Here is an 18,916-nt window from a genome sequence, read left to right on the forward strand (position 1 = left end):
CTATTCCTTAATTAAACGACGCCGGCGCGCAGCATGTCATGCATATGTACCACACCCAGCAACTGGTCGCCATCGGCAACCAGCAGCGCGGTGATGTGGCGTTGTTGCATCAGGTTCAATGCATCGACCGCCAGGATGTTGGGGCGCACCCGTACGCCGCCCGGCGTCATGACATCGGCGATCTTCGCCTCGTGCAGGTTGATGCCCATGTCGAACACCCGGCGTAGGTCGCCGTCGGTGAAGATGCCGGCGATTTTCATCAAATCGTCGCAGACAACCGTCAGGCCCAGATTTTTGCGGGTAATTTCCAGCAGCGCGTCGCGCAGTGAGGCGTCGGCGCTGACGTGGGGCATTTCGTCGCCGCTGTGCATGATATCGCTAACCCGCAGCAGCAGTTTGCGGCCGAGTGCGCCGCCCGGATGCGACAGCGCGAAATCTTCCTGCGTGAAACCGCGCGCCTTCAGCAGCGCGACGGCCAGCGCATCGCCCATCACCAGCGTGGCGGTGGTGCTGGTGGTCGGCGCCAGCCCCAGCGGGCAGGCTTCCTGCGGCACCTTGATGCACAGGTGGATATCCGCCGCCTTGCCCATCGAGCTTTCCGGATTGTTGGTCATACAGATGAGGGTGATCTGCTGGCGTTTCAATACCGGGATCAGCGCCAGGATCTCGCTGGACTCGCCGGAGTTGGAGATGGCGAGCACGATGTCCTGTGGGGTGACCATGCCCAAATCGCCATGGCTGGCCTCCGCCGGGTGAACGAAGAATGAGGGGGTGCCGGTGCTGGCGAAGGTCGCGGCGATCTTGCAGCCGATATGGCCGGATTTGCCCATGCCCATCACCACCACTTTGCCGCCGCAGGCGGCGATCGTTTCGCAGGCGCGGGTGAAGTCTGCGTTGATGTAGCTGTCGAGCTGAGCCAGCCCTTCACGCTCTATCTGAAGCACTTCTTTGCCGGCCTGCTGAAAATCGAAGCCCGGTTGCAACTCAATGTTCGACATACTCATTCCCGTCGGTTTAGCCGAAAGTACTGAAAGGGTTAAAGAACAGCACCGCAAGATACGCAATAAAGCCACATAATAACAGAGCGCCCGCCAGGTGACCGATGCGATGCTTGCGGCCGATGCACAGTACGCTCAGCAGCACGCTGGCCGCCAGCATCACCCAGTAATCGCGCTGGAAGGCGGCGGCGTCTACGCTGCCCGGCGACAGCAGGGCGGGGACGCCCAGCACGATCACCGTGTTGAAAATATTGGAGCCGATGATATTTCCAATCGCCATATCATCCTCGCCCTTCAGCGCCCCGGCGATGGAGGTAGCCAATTCGGGCAGGCTGGTGCCGATGGCGATAATGGTCAAGCCGACCACCAGTTCGCTCAGGCCGAAATAGTGCGCAATCACCGTCGCGTTATCGACCACCATTCTGGAAGAGAGCGGCAGAATGATAAACGCCAGCACCAGCCACAGCACCGCCACGGTGTTGCTGCTGTCCTGCGGCAGCTCGGCGATCTGCTCCATGGTCAGGCTGTCGCTGCCCTCGCGCTGCGCCAGCCGGGCGATTTTCAGCATCAGCAGGATGAAGCCGGCGGCGGCGGCCAGCAGCAGCACGCCGTCCAGCCTGCTCAGGGTGCCGTCCATCAACACGAAACCGCACAATACTGTGACCGCTAACATCAACGGCAGTTCGCGCCGCAGTATCTCGGAACGCGCGGCCAGCGGGTGAATCAGCGCCGCCACACCCAGGATCAATAAGATGTTGGTGATGTTGGAACCTAATACGTTGCCAACGGCCATATCTATCTGCCCGTTCAGCGCGGCGGTGGTGGACACGATCAGCTCCGGCAGCGAAGTGCCGATGCCGACGATGGTCATGCCGATGATCAACGGCGGGACGCCGAGCGAGCGGGAAATCACGGCAGCACCATAAACTAAGCGGTCTGCACCATACACCAGTAGAAATAAACCAACGATTAATAATGCTATCGCGAGAAACATGCAGGGTCCTTTGTCGGGTATTATCCCGGTTCGTTGGTTAAAGCCGTCAATGCGGCGGTATTGCTTGCCCTCCGTTGCGCGCGCGTGAGCCGCAGCAACGGTTTTTCCCGGCTAATAGTTGAACAGTTTCGTTTTTTTTCGTTATGGCGCCAATTTTGACCGGGTGGCGCGGAAAAGTAAAACCAATGGCACCATTGGTTGCGAAATGGCAGTAAGTTTTTGTAAAGATGAGACGGATTGCGCCCATTGCTTTAACATCACGGGTAGATTCAGCAAAAGATGAGTCGTAAAGGGTCCATTAACATGCTCCAAAAGGCAGATAATTTGGTCGAAGTGCGCGACATGAGCTTCTCGCGCGGCGACCGACGGATATTTGAAGACATCAACCTGACGGTGCCTCGCGGTAAGGTCACGGCGATCATGGGGCCATCGGGCATCGGCAAAACCACGCTGCTGCGCCTGATAGGCGGCCAGCTGGCGCCGGACAGCGGGGAGATTTGGTTCGACGGCGACAACATTCCCGCGTTGTCCCGCCGTCAGTTATATGACGCGCGCAAAAAGATGAGCATGCTGTTCCAGTCGGGCGCACTGTTCACCGATTTGACCGTGTTCGAAAACGTGGCCTACCCGCTGCGCGAGCACAGCAACCTGCCTGAACCCCTGCTGCGCAGCACGGTGCTGATGAAGCTGGAAGCGGTGGGGCTGCGCGGCGCGGCCCAGCTGATGCCCAATGAGCTTTCCGGCGGCATGGCGCGCCGGGCGGCGTTGGCGCGCGCGATCGCGCTGGACCCTGAGATGATCATGTTCGACGAACCTTTCGTCGGCCAGGATCCGATCACCATGGGGGTGCTGGTCAAGCTGATCGATGAGCTGAACCATGCGCTGGGCATTACCTGCATCGTGGTGTCGCACGACGTGCCGGAGGTGCTGAGCATCGCCGACTACGCCTATATCGTGGCCGATCACCGGGTGATCGCCGAAGGCACCACGCAGCAATTGCAGAACAATCCTGATGCGCGCGTGCGCCAGTTTCTGGATGGTATAGCGGATGGGCCGGTGCCGTTCCGCTATCCGGCCGGGGATTATCAGACCGAACTGCTAGGCTTAGGGAGTAAATAAGCTCATGTTATTAAGAGCGTTAGCGTCGTTGGGGCGCAGTGGCATCAACACCAGCGCCAGCTTCGGCCGCGCCGGGTTGATGCTGTTCAACGCGTTGATTGGCCGGCCGGAACCCGGCAAGCAGTGGCCGCTGTTGTTGAAACAGCTCTACAGCGTCGGCGTGCAGTCGCTGCTGATCATCATGGTCTCCGGGCTGTTCATCGGCATGGTGCTGGGCCTGCAGGGCTATATCGTGCTCACCACCTACAGCGCCGAGGCCAGCCTCGGCATGATGGTGGCGCTGTCGCTGCTGCGCGAGCTGGGGCCGGTGGTGACGGCGCTGCTGTTCGCCGGCCGCGCCGGTTCCGCGCTGACGGCGGAAATCGGCCTGATGAAGGCGACGGAGCAGATCTCCAGCCTGGAAATGATGGCGGTCGATCCGCTGCGGCGCATCGTGGCGCCGCGCTTCTGGGCGGGGCTGATCAGCATGCCGCTGTTGACCATCATTTTCGTGGCGATCGGCATCTGGGGCGGCTCGGTGGTCGGCGTGGACTGGAAGGGCATCGACAGCGGCTTCTTCTGGTCGGCGATGCAGGGCGCCGTAGAGTGGAAAAAAGATCTGCTCAACTGCCTGATCAAAAGCGTGGTATTCGCCATTACCGTAACCTGGATTGCCATTTTCAACGGGTACGACGCCGTGCCTACCTCTGAAGGGATTAGCCGGGCGACGACGCGTACCGTGGTGCATTCGTCACTGGCGGTGTTGGGATTGGATTTCGTGCTGACAGCACTGATGTTTGGGAATTGATTCGATGCAAACGAAGAAGAGTGAAATCTGGGTTGGGGCATTTATGCTGATCGCGCTGTGCGCCATCGTGTTTATCTGCCTGCAGGTGGCGAACCTTAAATCGATCGGCAGCGAGCCGACCTACCGCATTTACGCGACGTTCGACAACATCGGCGGCCTGAAACCGCGTTCGCCGGTGAAGATTGGCGGCGTGGTGATCGGCCGCGTGGCGGACATCGAACTCGATTCGAAAACCTACACGCCGCGCGTGGCGCTGGATATCCAGAAAAAGTACGACCAAATCCCGGATACCAGCTCGCTGGCGATCCGCACCTCCGGCCTGCTGGGCGAGCAATATCTGGCGCTTAACGTGGGCTTCGAAGATCCTGATATGGGCACCGCCATCCTGAAAGACGGTGGCACCATTCAGGACACCAAATCAGCCATGGTTCTGGAAGACCTGATCGGCCAGTTCCTGTATAAAAGCGGCGGTCAGGACAGCGCCAAACCGGGAGACGCGGCCGCTGAGCCGGCTGCCGGCGCCGCACCGCAACCCGCTGTTCCAAATCATTAAGAGAGGATACCTGCATGTTTAAACGTTTACTGATGGTGGCTCTGCTGGTGGTTGCACCGCTGGCGAGCGCAGCCGACCAAACCAATCCTTACAGCATGATGCAAGAAGCGGCGCAGAAGACCTTCAGCCGTTTGAAGAATGAACAGCCGAAGATCAAGCAGGACCCGAACTACCTGCGTTCCATCGTGCATCAGGAACTGATGCCGTTCGTGCAGGTGAAATACGCCGGCGCGCTGGTGCTGGGCCGTTACTATAAAGAGGCGACGCCTGCACAGCGCGAAGCTTACTTCACCGCCTTCCAGGCTTACCTGGAGCAGGCTTACGGCCAGGCGCTGGCGATGTATCACGGCCAGACTTATCAGATCGCGCCTGAACAGCCGCTGGGCAATGCCGACATCGTGGCCATTCGCGTCACCATCATCGACAACGGCGGCCGCCCGCCGGTGCGTCTGGATTTCCAATGGCGCAAGAACAGCAAAACCGGCTATTGGCAGGCCTATGACATGATCGCCGAAGGCGTCAGCATGATCACCACCAAGCAGAACGAGTGGGCGTCTACGCTGCGTACTCAGGGCATCGACGGCCTGACCAAACAGCTGCAGGCCGCCGCCGCGCAGCCTATCACGCTGGACAAGAAAAACTGATGTCGGCAGCGCTCAGCTTCGAATCAGAGCAGCAGACGCTGATCCTGCGCGGTGAACTGGACCGGGAAACGCTGCAGCCGCTGTGGCGGCAGCGCGACGCGCTGATGGCGGATAAAACCGCGATCGACGTGGCGCAACTGCAGCGCGTAGACTCCGCCGGGCTGGCGCTGTTGCTGCATCTGCAGGAAGAGCAGCGCGAGCGCGGCGTCGCGCTGAAAATTTTCGGCGCCACCGAGCGCCTGAAAACGCTGATTGCGCTCTACAACCTGCAGGCGATAATGCCTGTCGATACCGCCGGTTAGCGGCGTTTTACGCCGCCCTTACGTGGTAAAACGATACAAAGCCCCTGTTATGCAGGGGCTTTTTCTTTAGTTTAAGAAAACATCGTATTCCACTAAGATACTAGGCTGTTTATGATCCTTTAGCGGCAGAACTGGATACTATGGAAACCAACGAGATTAAAGACGTGCTGATGCAGGCATTGGCACTGGATGAAGTACATGTGACGGGCGACGGCAGCCATTTCCAGGCGATCGTGGTCGGCGAATTGTTCGCCGGCATGAGCCGCGTCAAAAAACAGCAGACGGTTTACGCACCGCTGATGGAATACATTGCGGACAACCGCATTCATGCCTTGTCTATCAAGGCGTACACCCCTGAAGAGTGGCAGCGAGACCGCAAACTCAACGGATTTTAAGGCTGTTTGCCCTGCCGGGCGGGCAGCTTCAGATTAGATAACAGAGAGTAGTCAGATGGATAAATTTCGTGTGCAGGGTCGGACCCGCCTGAGCGGTGAAGTGTCTATTTCCGGGGCCAAAAACGCCGCCCTGCCGATCCTGTTCGCCGCCCTGTTGGCGGAAGAGCCGGTCGAGCTGCAGAATGTCCCCAAGCTGAAGGACATCGACACCACCATTAAACTACTCAACCAGTTGGGTACCAAGATTGAGCGCAACGGTTCGGTCTTCGTGGACGCCAGCGGCGTGAACGAGTTCTGCGCCCCTTACGATCTGGTGAAAACCATGCGTGCTTCCATCTGGGCGCTGGGGCCGCTGGTGGCGCGTTTCGGCCGCGGTCAGGTTTCCCTGCCGGGTGGCTGTGCGATCGGCGCGCGTCCGGTCGATCTGCACATCACCGGCCTCGAGCAGCTGGGTGCCGAGATCAAGCTGGAAGAAGGCTACGTCAAGGCGTCCGTCGAGGGTCGCCTGAAGGGCGCGCACATCGTCATGGACAAGGTGAGCGTGGGCGCGACCGTGACCATCATGAGCGCCGCGACCCTGGCGACCGGCACCACCGTTATCGAGAACGCCGCGCGTGAGCCGGAAATTGTTGATACCGCCAACTTCCTCAATACGCTGGGCGCGAAGATCAGCGGCGCCGGCAGCGACAAGATCACCATCGAGGGCGTCGAGCGTCTGGGCGGCGGCGTGTACCGCGTGCTGCCTGACCGCATCGAGACCGGCACCTTCCTGATCGCCGCCGCGGTTTCCGGCGGCAAAGTGATGTGCCGCAACACCCGTCCGGACACGCTGGATGCGGTGCTGGCCAAGCTGCGCGAAGCCGGTGCCGATATCGAAGTGGGCGAAGACTGGATCAGCCTGGACATGCACGGCAAACGCCCGAAAGCGGTCACCGTGCGCACCGCGCCGCACCCGGGCTTCCCGACCGACATGCAGGCCCAGTTCAGCCTGCTGAACCTAGTGGCGGAAGGCACCGGCGTCATCACCGAGACCATCTTCGAAAACCGCTTCATGCACGTGCCGGAACTGATCCGCATGGGCGCGCACGCGGAAATCGAGAGCAACACCGTGATCTGCCATGGCGTTGAGCAGCTGTCCGGCGCTCAGGTGATGGCGACCGATCTGCGCGCTTCCGCCAGCCTGGTGATCGCCGGCTGCATCGCCGACGGCGTGACCGTCGTCGATCGCATCTACCACATCGATCGCGGCTATGAGCGTATTGAAGACAAGCTGCGCGCGCTGGGTGCTAACATCGAGCGCGTGAAAGGCGAGTAAGTCATTAGCGCCGGCGCGGCTGCGTCGGCAGGATGAAAATCAAAGGGCCGGCTATCAATGCCGGCCCTTTTTTAATTGTTTGACCCGTCCTGAATAGCGTTGACACGTTTTCGACTTAAATCCGGAGAACGTGATAATGGCCGAGTTTAAACGCACACAACGCGACTATCCTTTGTCTTTTAAAATTGCTGTTGTTGAGCAGGTTGAAAAAGGCGAAATGACCTACAAACAGGCTCAACTGCGCTATGGTATTCAGGGACGTTCGACCGTTCTGACCTGGTTACGCAAGCATGGCCACCTTAACTGGGCCCCAGGTCTTCCCTCTCTCTCCAGCCGGGAGTTGCCCATGAGCCAACCGTCTGCCCCTTTAACTCCTGAGCAAAGGATCAGGGAACTTGAAGAACAGCTTGAGCTGGTCACCCAGAAAGCGGAGTTCCTGGATGCTGTCGTTAACGTGCTGAAAAATGATTATGGGATCAGTGTCATAAAAAAGCGGCCAGGCAAGTCCTCACGCAAAAACAGACCCCAAAAATAACCATTACCCGGGCCTGTCAGTTCCTGGGACACAGCCGACAAGCCTGGTATCAGCACAATACACGGCTTAGTAAGCAGCGGGCTCGTGATGTCAGGATCGTCGATTTTGTTAAAACGATAAGAGTACGTCAGGCGCGTATCGGAACCCGTAAGCTGCATTATTTACTGAATAAACAGTCAGATGATGGATTGCATGTTGGACGTGACCGGTTGTTCTCTCTGCTGAAGGAACGCCGGCTGCTGGTACCAGTCAGACGGGCGTACCATAAAACAACGGACAGCCATCATCGTTTTCGGCGACATCCCAATTTATTAAAAACGGGACCGAATGTAGTGGTCAAGTAATATTGGCCACGGTTTTACAGTAAGAACGGTATCTGTTCTCTGATTCTTCTGGCGTCAGTCCACCGTTATAATGATGTGGTCTGACGCTATTGTAGTAATTCAATATATAGCGATTGATTTGCCGCCGGGCTTCGTCTTTTCCCACGTAGCCATTCGCTGGCACCCATTCTGTTTTCAGGCTGCGGAAGAAGCGTTCCATCGGGCTGTTATCCCAGCAGTTTCCCCGCCGACTGACGCTTTGCTTTATTCTGTAACGCCAGAGAAGTTGCTGATATTTCAGGCCTGTATACTGGCTTCCCTGATCGCTATGGAACATGACATCACGCGGTTGGCTACGCGTCTCATATGCCATCCGCAGAGCGTTGCTTATCAATGCTGTATCGGCATTCGCTGACAGACTCCAGCCGATAACTCTGCGGGCAAAAAGATCCATTACGACCGCCAGATAGCACCAGCGATTTCCTGCCCAGATATAAGTAATATCTCCGCACCATACCCGGTCTGGCTCCGGTACAGCGAACTGGCGCTCGAGCAGATTTGGCAGGCATGTATGCTCCTGACGGGCATTTTTGTACTGATATTTTCCGGGCTGACAACTGCTCAGGCTCAGGGACTTCATCAGACGCCCGGCACGGTAACGGCTCATCGGAATGCCGTTTTGGGTCAGCATTTCAGCCAGAGTGCGCGCGCCAGCAGAGCCACGGCTCTGGTTCCATGCCCGGCGTATCTCGCTGTACAACCTGACTCGCGCCGGATTAACAGTATCGCATCGTTTCTGCCAGTACCGGTAACTGCTACGGTGTACTCCCAGAGCGGAACAAAGTCTGACTACCGTGTGGCTGTCGCTCAGCCTGGCAATTATCGTGAACCGTTCAGTGAGTCGGACATCAAGAGCGCGGTAGCCTTTTTTAATATCGTATTCTGCTCCTCCAGGCGGCGAACCTGCTTTTCCAGCTCGCGGATACGCTGCTGCTCTGGGGTAATGGGGGTGGCAGAAGGCGTAATACCCTGGCGCTCTCGTCTGAGCTGGCGTACCCAAGATTCAAGCGTGGTAGAACCAACATTAACCGCTTCACTGGCTTGTCGATATGAGTAACCCTTATCAACGATCAACTGTGCACATTCCAGCCTGAACTCAGGGGTAAAAGTACGCTTAGTTTTCTTGTTCATTAAGTCACCTATTTTATGTTGAGGTGAGAATATCACCTTTAATCAGGTGGCCAAATTCACTGTGCCACTACAGAAACAGGTGGTAGTCAGGCGACCAGAACAAGTATGGGTAGCAGATATTACCTATCTGCCAACCCGGAATGGCATGGTCTATCTGAGCCTAATAACGGATGCCTGCTCAAGGAAAATAATGGGCCATCATGTACACAGCGATCTGCGTACTGACAATGTTGTGCAGGCTCTGAAACAGGCCTTAAAGCAGAGAAAAACGACTCAGCCACTGATCCATCACTCGGACCGTGGAATACAATATTGTTCAGCAGGTTACCAGTCAATCCATGAAAAATACGGGCTAATCTGCTCAATGACAGATGGCTATGACTGCTATCAAAACGCATTGGCGGAAAGGGTGAACGGGATACTGAAGACGGAGTTTTTGCTATCACGCCCGGCCGATCTGGAGCAGGCAAGAAAGATGGTGAGGGAATCGATAGAAATTTACAACAGAGAGCGGCCTCACCAGTCGCTAAAATACAAAACGCCCGATGCGGTGCATCAGGCGTTTTACAGGCATAAAAGTGTCAACCTATACCAGGACTAGTCAGTTGTCTTCCGGGAATTCGCCCACCGTCATTTTCAACGTAATGCGTTTGCCGTCGCGCAGCACGATAACCGGTATCTCGGTGCCCGGCCTGATCTCCGCCACTTGATCCATGGTCTCCAGCACGGACACCGCCGGTTTGTTATCCACGTTGATGATGATGTCGTTGATCTGGAAACCGGCGCTGCTCGCCGGGCCGTTCGGCGTGATTTCGGTCACGATGATGCCCTGCAGGCGATCGATGCCGGAATTGGAGGAACGCAGCGGAATGATTTCTTTGCCCTGAATGCCGAAATAGCCGCGGATAACGCGGCCGTCGCGGATCAGCTTGTCCATGATTTTGGTGGCCAGTTCGATCGGAATGGCGAAGCCGAGGCCCTCCGGCGTTTCGCCGTCGGTGATTTTGTCATAGGTCAGGGTATTGATGCCGATCAGCTCGCCCAGCGAGTTGACCAGCGCGCCGCCGGAGTTGCCGCGGTTGATTGAGGCATCGGTCTGCAGGAATGTCTGCCGGCCGGTGGTGCTCATACTGATGCGCCCGGTGGCGCTGAGGATGCCCTGAGTCACGGTCTGCCCCAGGTTGTACGGGTTGCCGATTGCCAGCACCACGTCGCCGACGTGGGCAACGCGATTTTTGTTGGTCGGGATCACCGGCAGGTTGCCGGGATCGATCTTCAGCACCGCCAAATCGGTCAGGCCGTCGGAGCCGACCAGCAGCGCTTCGTAGCGGCGGCCATCCTGCAACACCACGGTGATCTGCTGAGCGTCTTTGATCACGTGGCGGTTGGTGATGATATAGCCGCGTTCGTTCATGATCACGCCGGAACCGAGCGACAGCACGTTGGCGGCGCCGTTCAGGTTGCGGTTGTAGATGTTCACCACGGCGGGCGCGGCGCGGCGCACCGCTTTGTTGTAGCTCACCGGCGTTTCGTCGCTGGTATTCTCGGTTTTCTCTGCAAACAGGCCGTTGGAAGAGCGCAGCACGGGCAGAGCGGCCAACAGCAGGCCGGCAACGATGAGACCGATAACGACAGAACGCAAGAGCTTAGCAAACATGGAGTTTTCGTGGTGTGGTGAACGATGTTCGGAGGATAGCATGAGTTAACCGGGCGCAGTATGCCACCGAGCCCGGTTTTTGCACAAATTAACGCAGCAGCAGATAAATGGTTTCGTTACCGCGCACGATATTGAGCGCCATCACCGGCGGTTTGGCTTCCAGCACCTTGCGCAGCGCGGTGATGCTGTCCACGCGCTGGCGGTTGACGCCGATGATCACGTCGCCTTTTTGCAGGCCGATTTGCGCCGCCGTCGAGCCTTTATCCACGTTCTCCACCTTCACGCCCTTGTCGCCGCTCGGCAGCGCGCCGTTGCTGAGGGAAACCCCCTGCAGCGCCGGAGACAGCGTTTCGGCATTGGTCGAGGCGCTCTCGCTGTTGTCCAGCGTGACCGAGACTTCCTGCGGTTTGCCGTCGCGCAGCAGGCCCACCTTGAGGGTTTTGCCCGGCGCGGTGGTGCCGACCTTGGCGCGCAGTTCGGCGAAGCTGTTCACCGGCTTGCCGTCGACGGAAACCAGAATATCCCCGGCTTTGATGCCGGCCTTGGCGGCGGCGGATTTCGGCAGCACTTCGCTGACGAAGGCGCCGCGCTGCGCGTCGGTGTTGAAGGCTTTGGCCATGTCCGGGGTCATTTCACTGCCCTTGATGCCGAGCAGGCCGCGTTTCACTTCGCCGAATTCGATCAGCTGCTGGCTCAGGTTCTGCGCCATATTGCTCGGAATGGCGAAGCCGATGCCGACGTTGCCGCCGCTCGGCGCCAGAATGGCGGTATTGATGCCGATCAGCTCGCCGTTCAGGTTGACCAATGCGCCGCCGGAGTTGCCGCGGTTGATCGAGGCGTCGGTCTGAATGAAGTTTTCCAGCCCTTCCAGATTCAGGCCGGTGCGGCCCAATGCCGAGATGATGCCGGAGGTGGCGGTTTGGCCCAGGCCAAACGGGTTGCCGACCGCCACGGCGAAGTCGCCGACGCGCAGCTGATCGGAATCGGCCATCTTGATGGCGGTCAGGTTTTTGGTGTCGCTGAGCTGCAGCAGGGCGATGTCGGATTGCTCATCGCGGCCGACCAGTTTGGCGTCCAGTTCGCGGCCGTCGTTCAACTGCACGCGGATTTTATCGGCGTTGTTGATGACGTGGTTGTTGGTAAGCACGTAGCCTTTGGCAGCGTCGATGATGACGCCGGAGCCCAGCCCTTCAAACGGGCGAGAGCTCTGCTGCTGACCGGGGAAATTGGGGCCGAAGAAGCGTCTGAACTCTTCCGGCAGCTGTTGACGCTGCACCTGGGTGCCGGCGACATGCACGCTCACGACGGCGGGCAAGACTTTTTCCAGCATCGGCGCCAGGCTCGGCAGCGGCTGCCCCTGAACGGCGACGGGCAGGGCCGCGTTGGCCACCGGTGCGGCGCTGAGCGCCAGGCCGAGGCTCATTGCCAATGCACTAAGAATTAACGACTTTTTCTTCATTGATGATAACTCTCTCAATACCTGCCGATGAAAATTTGATGATAAGGCAATCACCTTGTCATAGTGAAGGGTAAGACCGTGAATTTGCGTGCAAAGTTCAGTAAAGGTAATGCGAAGGAAGGTCAATAAGGCACAATCGGGGTTAAACCCGCGGGTGGCCCCGCGGGTGAAGAAGGGGTATCAGTCGCGGCGCGCGCTTTGGCCGCGCAGCAGGCCGGAGGCCCCTTCAGAATAGTCGCGCGGCATTTCCACCGGCGCCTGATCGTTGTCCGCTTCCGCTTCGGTCAGGCGATAGCGGAACGGGTTCTCCTGCATCGGCAGATCCGGCAGCAGGTTGTTGGAGCTTTTCGCCATGTGCTGATACAGCTGACGATAATCGCGCGCCATGTTGTCCAGCAGCTCGGCGCTGCGGGCAAAGTGGCCGACCAGCTCCTGACGGTACTCTTCCAGCTCGGTTTTGCTCTTGTCCAGCTCGTTCTGCAGGACTTGTTGTTGACGTAATTTACGGTTGCCAAAACGCATCGCCACCGCACCAATCACGATACCGACGACCAAACCAATCAGCGCATACTCCCAGGTCATGATGACTCCTATTTTGACTTCGTTGTTCCGCAGGGATTTTTCACTTAATAATATCCACTATAACCGTTAACCTTGTCAGAGTGGAATCCTGATGCGCTTCCACCCAGTGTTTACAGGGTTTTCAGCGGCGCCCGCAGCGGGCATTTGTGGCGATAACGGTGCGAATCGGCATCAACTTGCCGCCAACGTTGGCTAAATAATTTCTAAGCGTTCTTAGGGAACATCGAACAGATGCAGGCACTATCACCGTTATCTCGCTACCAGCAGGCGCTGGAGGCGGGGGAATATCAGGCCGATGAGGTTCAACGCCGGGCCGTCACTCAACTGGATCGCATTTATCAGGCCTTGCTGCAAAAACCGGCGGCGAGCGCGCCGGCCGGCGGGCTGCGCGGCAAGCTCAGCCGTTTGCTGGGCAAAGGCGGCGAAACGGTGCCGCAGCGCCCGGTGCAGGGGCTGTATATGTGGGGCGGCGTCGGGCGCGGCAAAACCTGGTTGATGGACATGTTCTTCCACAGCCTGCCGGGCGATCGCAAAATGCGTCTGCACTTCCACCGCTTCATGCTGCGGGTGCATGAAGAGCTGACCGAGCTGCAAGGGCGGGAAAACCCACTGGACATCGTCGCCGACGGCTTCAAGGCCGAAACCGACGTATTGTGCTTCGACGAATTCTTCGTGTCCGACATCACCGACGCCATGCTGCTGGCCACGCTGCTGCAGGCGCTGTTCGCCCGCGGCATCACGCTGGTGGCCACGTCGAACATCCCGCCGGACGATCTGTATCGCAACGGCCTGCAGCGGGCGCGTTTCCTGCCGGCTATCGATCTGATCAACGAGTTCTGCGACGTGATGAACGTCGACGCCGGCATCGACTATCGTCTGCGCACCCTGACCCAGGCTCACCTCTATCTGACGCCGCTGAACGACCAGACGCGCGCGACCCTGGATCGGATGTTCGTCAAACTGGCGGGCAAGGCGGGGGAGGAGGCGCCGGTGCTGCAGATCAACCATCGGCCGCTGCAGGCCATTCGTTCGGTGGACGGCGTGCTGGCGGTGGATTTCCACACGCTGTGCGAAGAGGCGCGCAGCCAGCTGGATTACATTGCGCTGTCGCGACTGTATCACAGCGTGATCCTGTATAATGTGCAGGTGATGGGGCCGCTGAAAGAGAATACCGCGCGCCGTTTCCTGGCGCTGGTGGACGAATTCTACGAGCGGCACGTCAAGCTGGTGATCGGCGCCGAGGCGTCGATGTTCGAGATCTACCAGGGGGAACGGCTTAAGTTCGAGTACCAGCGCTGCCTGTCGCGCCTGCAGGAAATGCAGAGCGAAGAGTACCTCAAGCTGCCGCATCTGCCCTGAGTCCGCCGGGCCTATCGCCGGTTGCCTGCCGCCGGCGATAAATTTATTTTCCATTCAAAAACCGTTCGATCTTTGTGAGCGACTTCTCTATAATCTTGCGACCCCACGTTACAACAAAGTTTTTTTCCCAAAAACTTTATAGTGCCGGCAATGGCTATTCGAAGGGGTAGGTTTGCTGGACTTGTATGGTCGTGTGAGCCTCAACTGTTTTCGAGCGTTTGGGTGTTCACCAACGTGTAACTAATTATTGGGTAAGCTTTCTAATGAAAACTTTTACAGCTAAACCAGAAACCGTAAAACGCGACTGGTACGTTGTTGATGCAGATGGTAAAACTTTAGGCCGTCTCGCTACTGAACTGGCTCGTCGCCTGCGCGGCAAGCATAAAGCGGAATACACCCCGCACGTGGATACCGGTGATTACATCATCGTTCTGAACGCTGACAAAGTTGCTGTAACCGGCAACAAGCGTACAGACAAAGTGTACTACCACCACACCGGCCACATCGGTGGTATCAAGCAAGCGACCTTTGAAGAGATGATTGCCCGCCGTCCTGAGCGCGTGATTGAAATCGCGGTTAAAGGCATGCTGCCAAAGGGCCCGCTGGGTCGTGCTATGTTCCGTAAACTGAAAGTTTACGCGGGCACCGAGCACAATCACGCGGCACAGCAACCGCAAGTTCTGGACATTTAATCGGGATTAATGGCAATGGCTGAAAATCAATACTACGGCACTGGTCGCCGCAAAAGCTCCGCCGCTCGCGTCTTCATCAAGCCGGGCAACGGTAACATCGTTATCAACCAGCGCAGCCTGGAACAGTACTTCGGTCGCGAAACTGCCCGCATGGTAGTTCGTCAGCCGCTGGAACTGGTCGACATGGTTGGCAAACTGGATCTGTACATCACCGTTAAAGGTGGTGGTATCTCCGGTCAAGCTGGCGCTATCCGTCACGGTATCACCCGTGCACTGATGGAATACGATGAGACTCTGCGTTCTGAACTGCGTAAAGCTGGCTTCGTCACCCGTGACGCTCGTCAGGTTGAACGTAAGAAAGTCGGTCTGCGTAAAGCACGTCGTCGTCCGCAGTTCTCCAAGCGTTAATTTTCGCTGCTTCGGCAGTGCGATTTACGCAAAAAACCCGGTGCTTCACCGGGTTTTTTTATGCCTGAAATCCGCCATCCCCGACTAAAATCTGTGGCATATCAGACAATTCAACATGAATTCGCCGCACCGCCCCCACAAAACAAGCAAAATCTGGTAAACTATCACCCACTTTTGCGCCTGTTCGCCGTGCAGTTGACCCCCTGGGCCGGTTTTTCATGGGCTCGGGTCGCGCTGCGTGCTGCCGGCCTGCGGCAAGATTATTCAGGATAGCAGCCTGTCAGTTGGCTATTCGCAGTATTTTCTAGATAACTTGGAGGTTTTCATGGCTGTCGCTGCCAACAAACGTTCGGTAATGACGCTGTTCTCTGGCCCGACCGACATTTTTAGCCATCAAGTACGCATCGTACTGGCGGAGAAAGGTGTCAGCGTCGAGATCGAGCAGGTCGAAATGGATAACCTGCCGCAAGATCTGATTGACCTCAACCCTTACCAGACGGTGCCTACGCTGGTCGATCGCGAACTGACCCTGTATGAATCCCGCATCATCATGGAATACCTGGATGAGCGTTTCCCGCACCCGCCGCTGATGCCGGTTTACCCGGTTGCCCGTGGCGAGAGCCGTCTGATGATGCTGCGCATCGAGAAGAACTGGTACTCGCTGATGGACAAGATCGAGAAGAGCAGCGGCCAGGAAGCGGAATCCGCCCGTCGCCAACTGCGTGAAGAGCTGCTGGCGATCGCGCCGATCTTCGGTCAGACGCCGTATTTCATGAGCGAAGAGTTCAGCCTGGTGGATTGCTACCTGGCGCCGCTGTTGTGGCGTCTGCCGCAGCTGGGCATCGAATTGAGCGGTGCCGGCTCCAAAGAGCTGAAAGGCTACATGACCCGCGTCTTCGAACGCGACGCCTTCCTGGCTTCCCTGACCGAAGCCGAGCGTGAAATGCGCCTGCAGACCCGGGGCTAAGCGCGATGGACATGTCTCAGATGACGCCGCGTCGCCCGTATCTGCTGCGGGCGTTCTACGACTGGCTGTTGGATAACCAACTGACGCCGCACCTGGTGGTCGACGTGACTCGCCCGGACGTGCAGGTGCCGATGGAGTTCGCGCGTGACGGCCAGATCGTGCTGAATATCGCGCCGCGGGCGGTAGGCAACTTGGCGTTGGGCAACGAAGACGTGCAGTTCAACGCGCGCTTCGGCGGCGTGCCGCGTCAGGTTTCGGTGCCGATGGCCGCCGTGTTGGCGATCTATGCGCGTGAAAACGGCGCCGGCACGATGTTCGAACCGGAAGCCGCCTACGACGAGAGCGAAGGCGTGTTCGAAGGCCTGGACAATGAGACGATCCCTTCGGAAACGCTGATGTCGGTGATCGACGGCGATCGCCCGGACACCGCGGAAGACAACGGCCCGGACGACGAACCGCCGCAGCCGCCGCGCGGTGGCCGCCCGGCGCTGCGCGTGGTGAAATAAGCCCGCGCGAACAAACGAAAAAGCACCTCATGGGGTGCTTTTTTTTTGCCCGGCAGAAATGAATCAGCCTTTCAAGGCGGCAATGCAGGCATCGCGCGGCGCGCTGAGATCGCCTACGCGCACGGTGGACAAGGCACGGGTTGCGCGCTGGCGGAAACTGGTGACGGCGGTGTCGCCTTGCACTTCCGGCGGCGCGGTGCAAATGTCATTGAGCGGCAGATCGTTGCCTTTGTTGAGCGCCTGCAACACCGCCGCCGGATTGTAGATCAGGGCGGCGGAGAGGGCCGATTTGATGCCGGCGGTAAAGCCGGCATTGCCGCCGCCGGCCAGCTTGGGCGCCAGGGCAATCCAATTGTCGTCCCCCAGCCGGATGCTGTTTTCCACGGCGTTGAACTGCCCGGCCTTGCCTAACTGAGCCACGACCGGCCGCGCGCCGCGCGCTTCGATATTGTAACCAACCTCCTGCGAATCCAGCGCCATGGCTGAAGCGCTGAAACTGACGGCCAGCAGCGCGCCGGCCAACAGGGAAATGGAGCATTTCATGTTCGCTATCCTTATCTCGGTGTCAGGCGCAGCCGCGCCCCGCAATGGTGCCAACTCAATACTATAGCGCGTTGAGACGGTGAGGAGAGGGGGAGGGGTGACAAAGCGTGGCAGGCTAAAAACGGAGGCCCGGCAATATGCCGGGCCTCCGATGGTACGGAAGGTTTACACTTCCAGGTAGTTCATGATGCCATCTGCCGCTTTGCGGCCTTCGGCAATCGCTGTCACCACCAGGTCGGAGCCGCGCACCGCGTCGCCGCCGGCGAAAATTTTCGGGTTGCTGGTCTGGAACGCGTTGTCGCTGCCCTCCGGCGCCAGGATGCGGCCCTGTTTATCGAGCTGCACGTCGTGCGCTGCCAGCCAGTCCATGCGGTGCGGGCGGAAGCCGAACGCCATCACCACCGCGTCCGCGTCGATCACGTGTTCGGAACCCGGTACCTGCTCCGCCGCCTGACGGCCGTTGGCATCCGGCGCACCCAGCTGGGTGCGCACCATTTTCACCCCGGCCACGCGGCCGGCGCTGTTCAGTTCGATGCTCAGCGGCTGCAGGTTGAACTGGAAGTCCACCCCTTCTTCCCGGGCGTTCTTCACTTCGCGCTTGGAGCCCGGCATGTTGGCTTCGTCGCGGCGGTAGGCGCAGATGACCTGCGTCGCGCCCTGGCGCACCGAGGTGCGCACGCAGTCCATGGCGGTATCGCCGCCGCCCAGCACCACCACCCGCTTGCCTTCCATGCTGACGTAAGGCTCGTGCTGATCGGCTTCATACCCCATCAGCTGCTTGGTGTTGGCGATCAGGAACGGCAGCGCGTCGTACACGCCCTGCGCTTCCTCGTTCTCCAGGCCGCCGCGCATCGACTGATAGGTGCCGACGCCGAGGAATACCGCATCGTACTCGCTCAGCAAGGTCTCCATACTGACGTCTTTGCCCACTTCAGTGTTCAGCTGGAACTCGATGCCCATCTCGCTGAAAATGCCGCGGCGTTTGACCATCACTTCCTTTTCCAGCTTGAAGGCCGGGATGCCGAAGGTCAGCAGGCCGCCGATCTCAGGATGACGGTCATACACCACCGCTTTGACGCCGTTGCGGGTCAGCACGTCGGCGCAGGCCAGCCCGGCGGGGCCGGCGCCGACGATCGCCACGCGCTTGCCGGTCGGCTGCACGTGTGACATGTCCGGCTTCCAGCCCATTTCGATGGCCTTATCGCTGATGTAGCGCTCGATATTGCCGATGGTGACCGCGCCGAATTCGTCGTTCAGGGTGCAGGAGCCTTCGCACAGGCGATCCTGCGGGCACACGCGGCCGCACACTTCCGGCAGGCTGTTGGTCTGATGCGCCAGGTCCGCCGCTTCCATGATGCGGCCTTCGTTGGCCAGCTTCAGCCAGTTCGGGATGTAGTTGTGCACCGGGCACTTCCACTCGCAATACGGGTTGCCGCAGGACAGACAGCGGTCCGCCTGGGCCTTGGCCTGGGTTTCCGAAAACGGTTCGTAGATCTCGACGAACTCGATTTTGCGAATCTTCAGCGGTTTCTTTGGCGGATCAACACGCTGCAGGTCGATAAATTGATAAACGTTCTGGCTCATTAA

General features: G+C 58.6%; 20 protein-coding genes and 2 pseudogenes. 14 read left to right on the plus strand and 8 right to left on the minus strand.

What is annotated here, in order from left to right; translation table 11 throughout:
* Window positions 1-11: 11 nt before the first annotated feature.
* Window positions 12-998, minus strand: a complete 987-nt coding sequence (kdsD, locus tag ABTW55_RS00695; protein WP_033648998.1) for an arabinose-5-phosphate isomerase KdsD — start codon at window positions 996-998, stop codon at window positions 12-14.
* Between the two features lie 16 nt (window positions 999-1,014).
* On the minus strand, window positions 1,015-1,992 hold the full coding sequence (locus tag ABTW55_RS00700; RefSeq protein ID WP_025160120.1) for a calcium/sodium antiporter: 978 nt from the start codon (window positions 1,990-1,992) through the stop codon (window positions 1,015-1,017).
* Between the two features lie 303 nt (window positions 1,993-2,295).
* Between ABTW55_RS00700 and mlaF the strand changes: the two genes are divergently transcribed.
* The 8 genes and pseudogenes from mlaF to ABTW55_RS00740 form a co-directional block, all read left to right on the plus strand.
* Complete coding sequence (gene mlaF, locus ABTW55_RS00705; RefSeq protein WP_028127533.1) at window positions 2,296-3,111, plus strand: phospholipid ABC transporter ATP-binding protein MlaF; 816 nt, start codon at window positions 2,296-2,298, stop codon at window positions 3,109-3,111.
* Between the two features lie 4 nt (window positions 3,112-3,115).
* On the plus strand, window positions 3,116-3,898 hold the full coding sequence (gene mlaE, locus ABTW55_RS00710; protein ID WP_004937059.1) for a lipid asymmetry maintenance ABC transporter permease subunit MlaE: 783 nt from the start codon (window positions 3,116-3,118) through the stop codon (window positions 3,896-3,898).
* Between the two features lie 4 nt (window positions 3,899-3,902).
* The gene (gene mlaD, locus ABTW55_RS00715; protein ID WP_033636129.1) at window positions 3,903-4,451 is read left to right on the plus strand and encodes an outer membrane lipid asymmetry maintenance protein MlaD; all 549 of its coding nucleotides are present in this window, start codon (window positions 3,903-3,905) and stop codon (window positions 4,449-4,451) included.
* A 14-nt stretch (window positions 4,452-4,465) separates the two neighbouring features.
* On the plus strand, window positions 4,466-5,095 hold the full coding sequence (mlaC, locus tag ABTW55_RS00720) for a phospholipid-binding protein MlaC (RefSeq protein WP_033636128.1): 630 nt from the start codon (window positions 4,466-4,468) through the stop codon (window positions 5,093-5,095).
* The gene (gene mlaB, locus ABTW55_RS00725) at window positions 5,095-5,397 is read left to right on the plus strand and encodes a lipid asymmetry maintenance protein MlaB (protein ID WP_016930202.1); all 303 of its coding nucleotides are present in this window, start codon (window positions 5,095-5,097) and stop codon (window positions 5,395-5,397) included. The genes mlaC and mlaB overlap by 1 nt, the downstream gene beginning before the upstream one ends.
* Window positions 5,398-5,537: 140 nt before the next feature.
* Window positions 5,538-5,792 (plus strand): BolA family iron metabolism protein IbaG, encoded by a 255-nt coding sequence (gene ibaG, locus ABTW55_RS00730; protein WP_004937066.1) that lies wholly within the window; start codon window positions 5,538-5,540, stop codon window positions 5,790-5,792.
* Window positions 5,793-5,847: 55 nt separating this feature from the next.
* Window positions 5,848-7,107 (plus strand): UDP-N-acetylglucosamine 1-carboxyvinyltransferase, encoded by a 1,260-nt coding sequence (gene murA / locus ABTW55_RS00735; RefSeq protein WP_004937068.1) that lies wholly within the window; start codon window positions 5,848-5,850, stop codon window positions 7,105-7,107.
* Window positions 7,108-7,240: 133 nt separating this feature from the next.
* A pseudogene (locus ABTW55_RS00740) lies at window positions 7,241-7,977 on the plus strand (IS3 family transposase); the annotation flags it as partial.
* A gap of 1 nt (window position 7,978) precedes the next feature.
* On the opposite strand, the gene ABTW55_RS00745 reads toward ABTW55_RS00740, so the two are convergent.
* A protein-coding gene (locus ABTW55_RS00745) for an IS3 family transposase (RefSeq protein WP_181423071.1) occupies window positions 7,979-9,156 on the minus strand; the annotation gives its coding sequence in 2 pieces (ribosomal slippage) (window positions 7,979-8,898 and window positions 8,898-9,156; 1,179 coding nt in all).
* A gap of 73 nt (window positions 9,157-9,229) precedes the next feature.
* On the opposite strand from ABTW55_RS00745, the pseudogene ABTW55_RS00750 reads away from it, so the two are divergent.
* A pseudogene (locus ABTW55_RS00750) lies at window positions 9,230-9,757 on the plus strand (IS3 family transposase); the annotation flags it as partial.
* Here the strand turns inward: ABTW55_RS00750 and degS are convergent.
* The 3 genes from degS to zapG all read right to left on the minus strand — a co-directional run bounded on the left by degS (window position 9,758) and on the right by zapG (window position 12,854).
* Window positions 9,758-10,813, minus strand: a complete 1,056-nt coding sequence (gene degS / locus ABTW55_RS00755; RefSeq protein WP_060422838.1) for an outer membrane-stress sensor serine endopeptidase DegS — start codon at window positions 10,811-10,813, stop codon at window positions 9,758-9,760. It lies immediately after the preceding pseudogene.
* Window positions 10,814-10,901: 88 nt separating this feature from the next.
* On the minus strand, window positions 10,902-12,272 hold the full coding sequence (degQ, locus tag ABTW55_RS00760) for a serine endoprotease DegQ (RefSeq protein WP_033636125.1): 1,371 nt from the start codon (window positions 12,270-12,272) through the stop codon (window positions 10,902-10,904).
* 180 nt (window positions 12,273-12,452) lie between these two features.
* On the minus strand, window positions 12,453-12,854 hold the full coding sequence (zapG, locus tag ABTW55_RS00765) for a Z-ring associated protein ZapG (protein WP_004937074.1): 402 nt from the start codon (window positions 12,852-12,854) through the stop codon (window positions 12,453-12,455).
* Window positions 12,855-13,085: 231 nt separating this feature from the next.
* Between zapG and zapE the strand changes: the two genes are divergently transcribed.
* The 5 genes from zapE to sspB all read left to right on the plus strand — a co-directional run bounded on the left by zapE (window position 13,086) and on the right by sspB (window position 16,786).
* Complete coding sequence (gene zapE, locus ABTW55_RS00770; RefSeq protein WP_060422841.1) at window positions 13,086-14,213, plus strand: cell division protein ZapE; 1,128 nt, start codon at window positions 13,086-13,088, stop codon at window positions 14,211-14,213.
* A gap of 263 nt (window positions 14,214-14,476) precedes the next feature.
* Entirely contained in the window at window positions 14,477-14,905 is a 429-nt protein-coding gene (gene rplM, locus ABTW55_RS00775; protein ID WP_004937079.1) for a 50S ribosomal protein L13, read from the plus strand.
* A 15-nt stretch (window positions 14,906-14,920) separates the two neighbouring features.
* Window positions 14,921-15,313 (plus strand): 30S ribosomal protein S9, encoded by a 393-nt coding sequence (gene rpsI, locus ABTW55_RS00780; protein WP_004937080.1) that lies wholly within the window; start codon window positions 14,921-14,923, stop codon window positions 15,311-15,313.
* A 325-nt stretch (window positions 15,314-15,638) separates the two neighbouring features.
* Window positions 15,639-16,280, plus strand: a complete 642-nt coding sequence (gene sspA / locus ABTW55_RS00785) for a stringent starvation protein SspA (protein ID WP_025304366.1) — start codon at window positions 15,639-15,641, stop codon at window positions 16,278-16,280.
* A 5-nt stretch (window positions 16,281-16,285) separates the two neighbouring features.
* Entirely contained in the window at window positions 16,286-16,786 is a 501-nt protein-coding gene (sspB, locus tag ABTW55_RS00790) for a ClpXP protease specificity-enhancing factor (protein ID WP_004937084.1), read from the plus strand.
* 63 nt (window positions 16,787-16,849) lie between these two features.
* Here the strand turns inward: sspB and ABTW55_RS00795 are convergent, their stop codons facing one another.
* Complete coding sequence (locus ABTW55_RS00795; protein ID WP_033649000.1) at window positions 16,850-17,329, minus strand: hypothetical protein; 480 nt, start codon at window positions 17,327-17,329, stop codon at window positions 16,850-16,852.
* 165 nt (window positions 17,330-17,494) lie between these two features.
* Window positions 17,495-18,913, minus strand: coding sequence for a glutamate synthase small subunit (locus tag ABTW55_RS00800; protein WP_033649001.1), 1,419 nt, complete (start codon window positions 18,911-18,913; stop codon window positions 17,495-17,497).
* Window positions 18,914-18,916 lie beyond the last annotated feature (3 nt).

It is taken from the genome of Serratia sp. SM04, from assembly GCF_040280225.1.
GTDB lineage: Bacteria > Pseudomonadota > Gammaproteobacteria > Enterobacterales > Enterobacteriaceae > Serratia > Serratia sarumanii.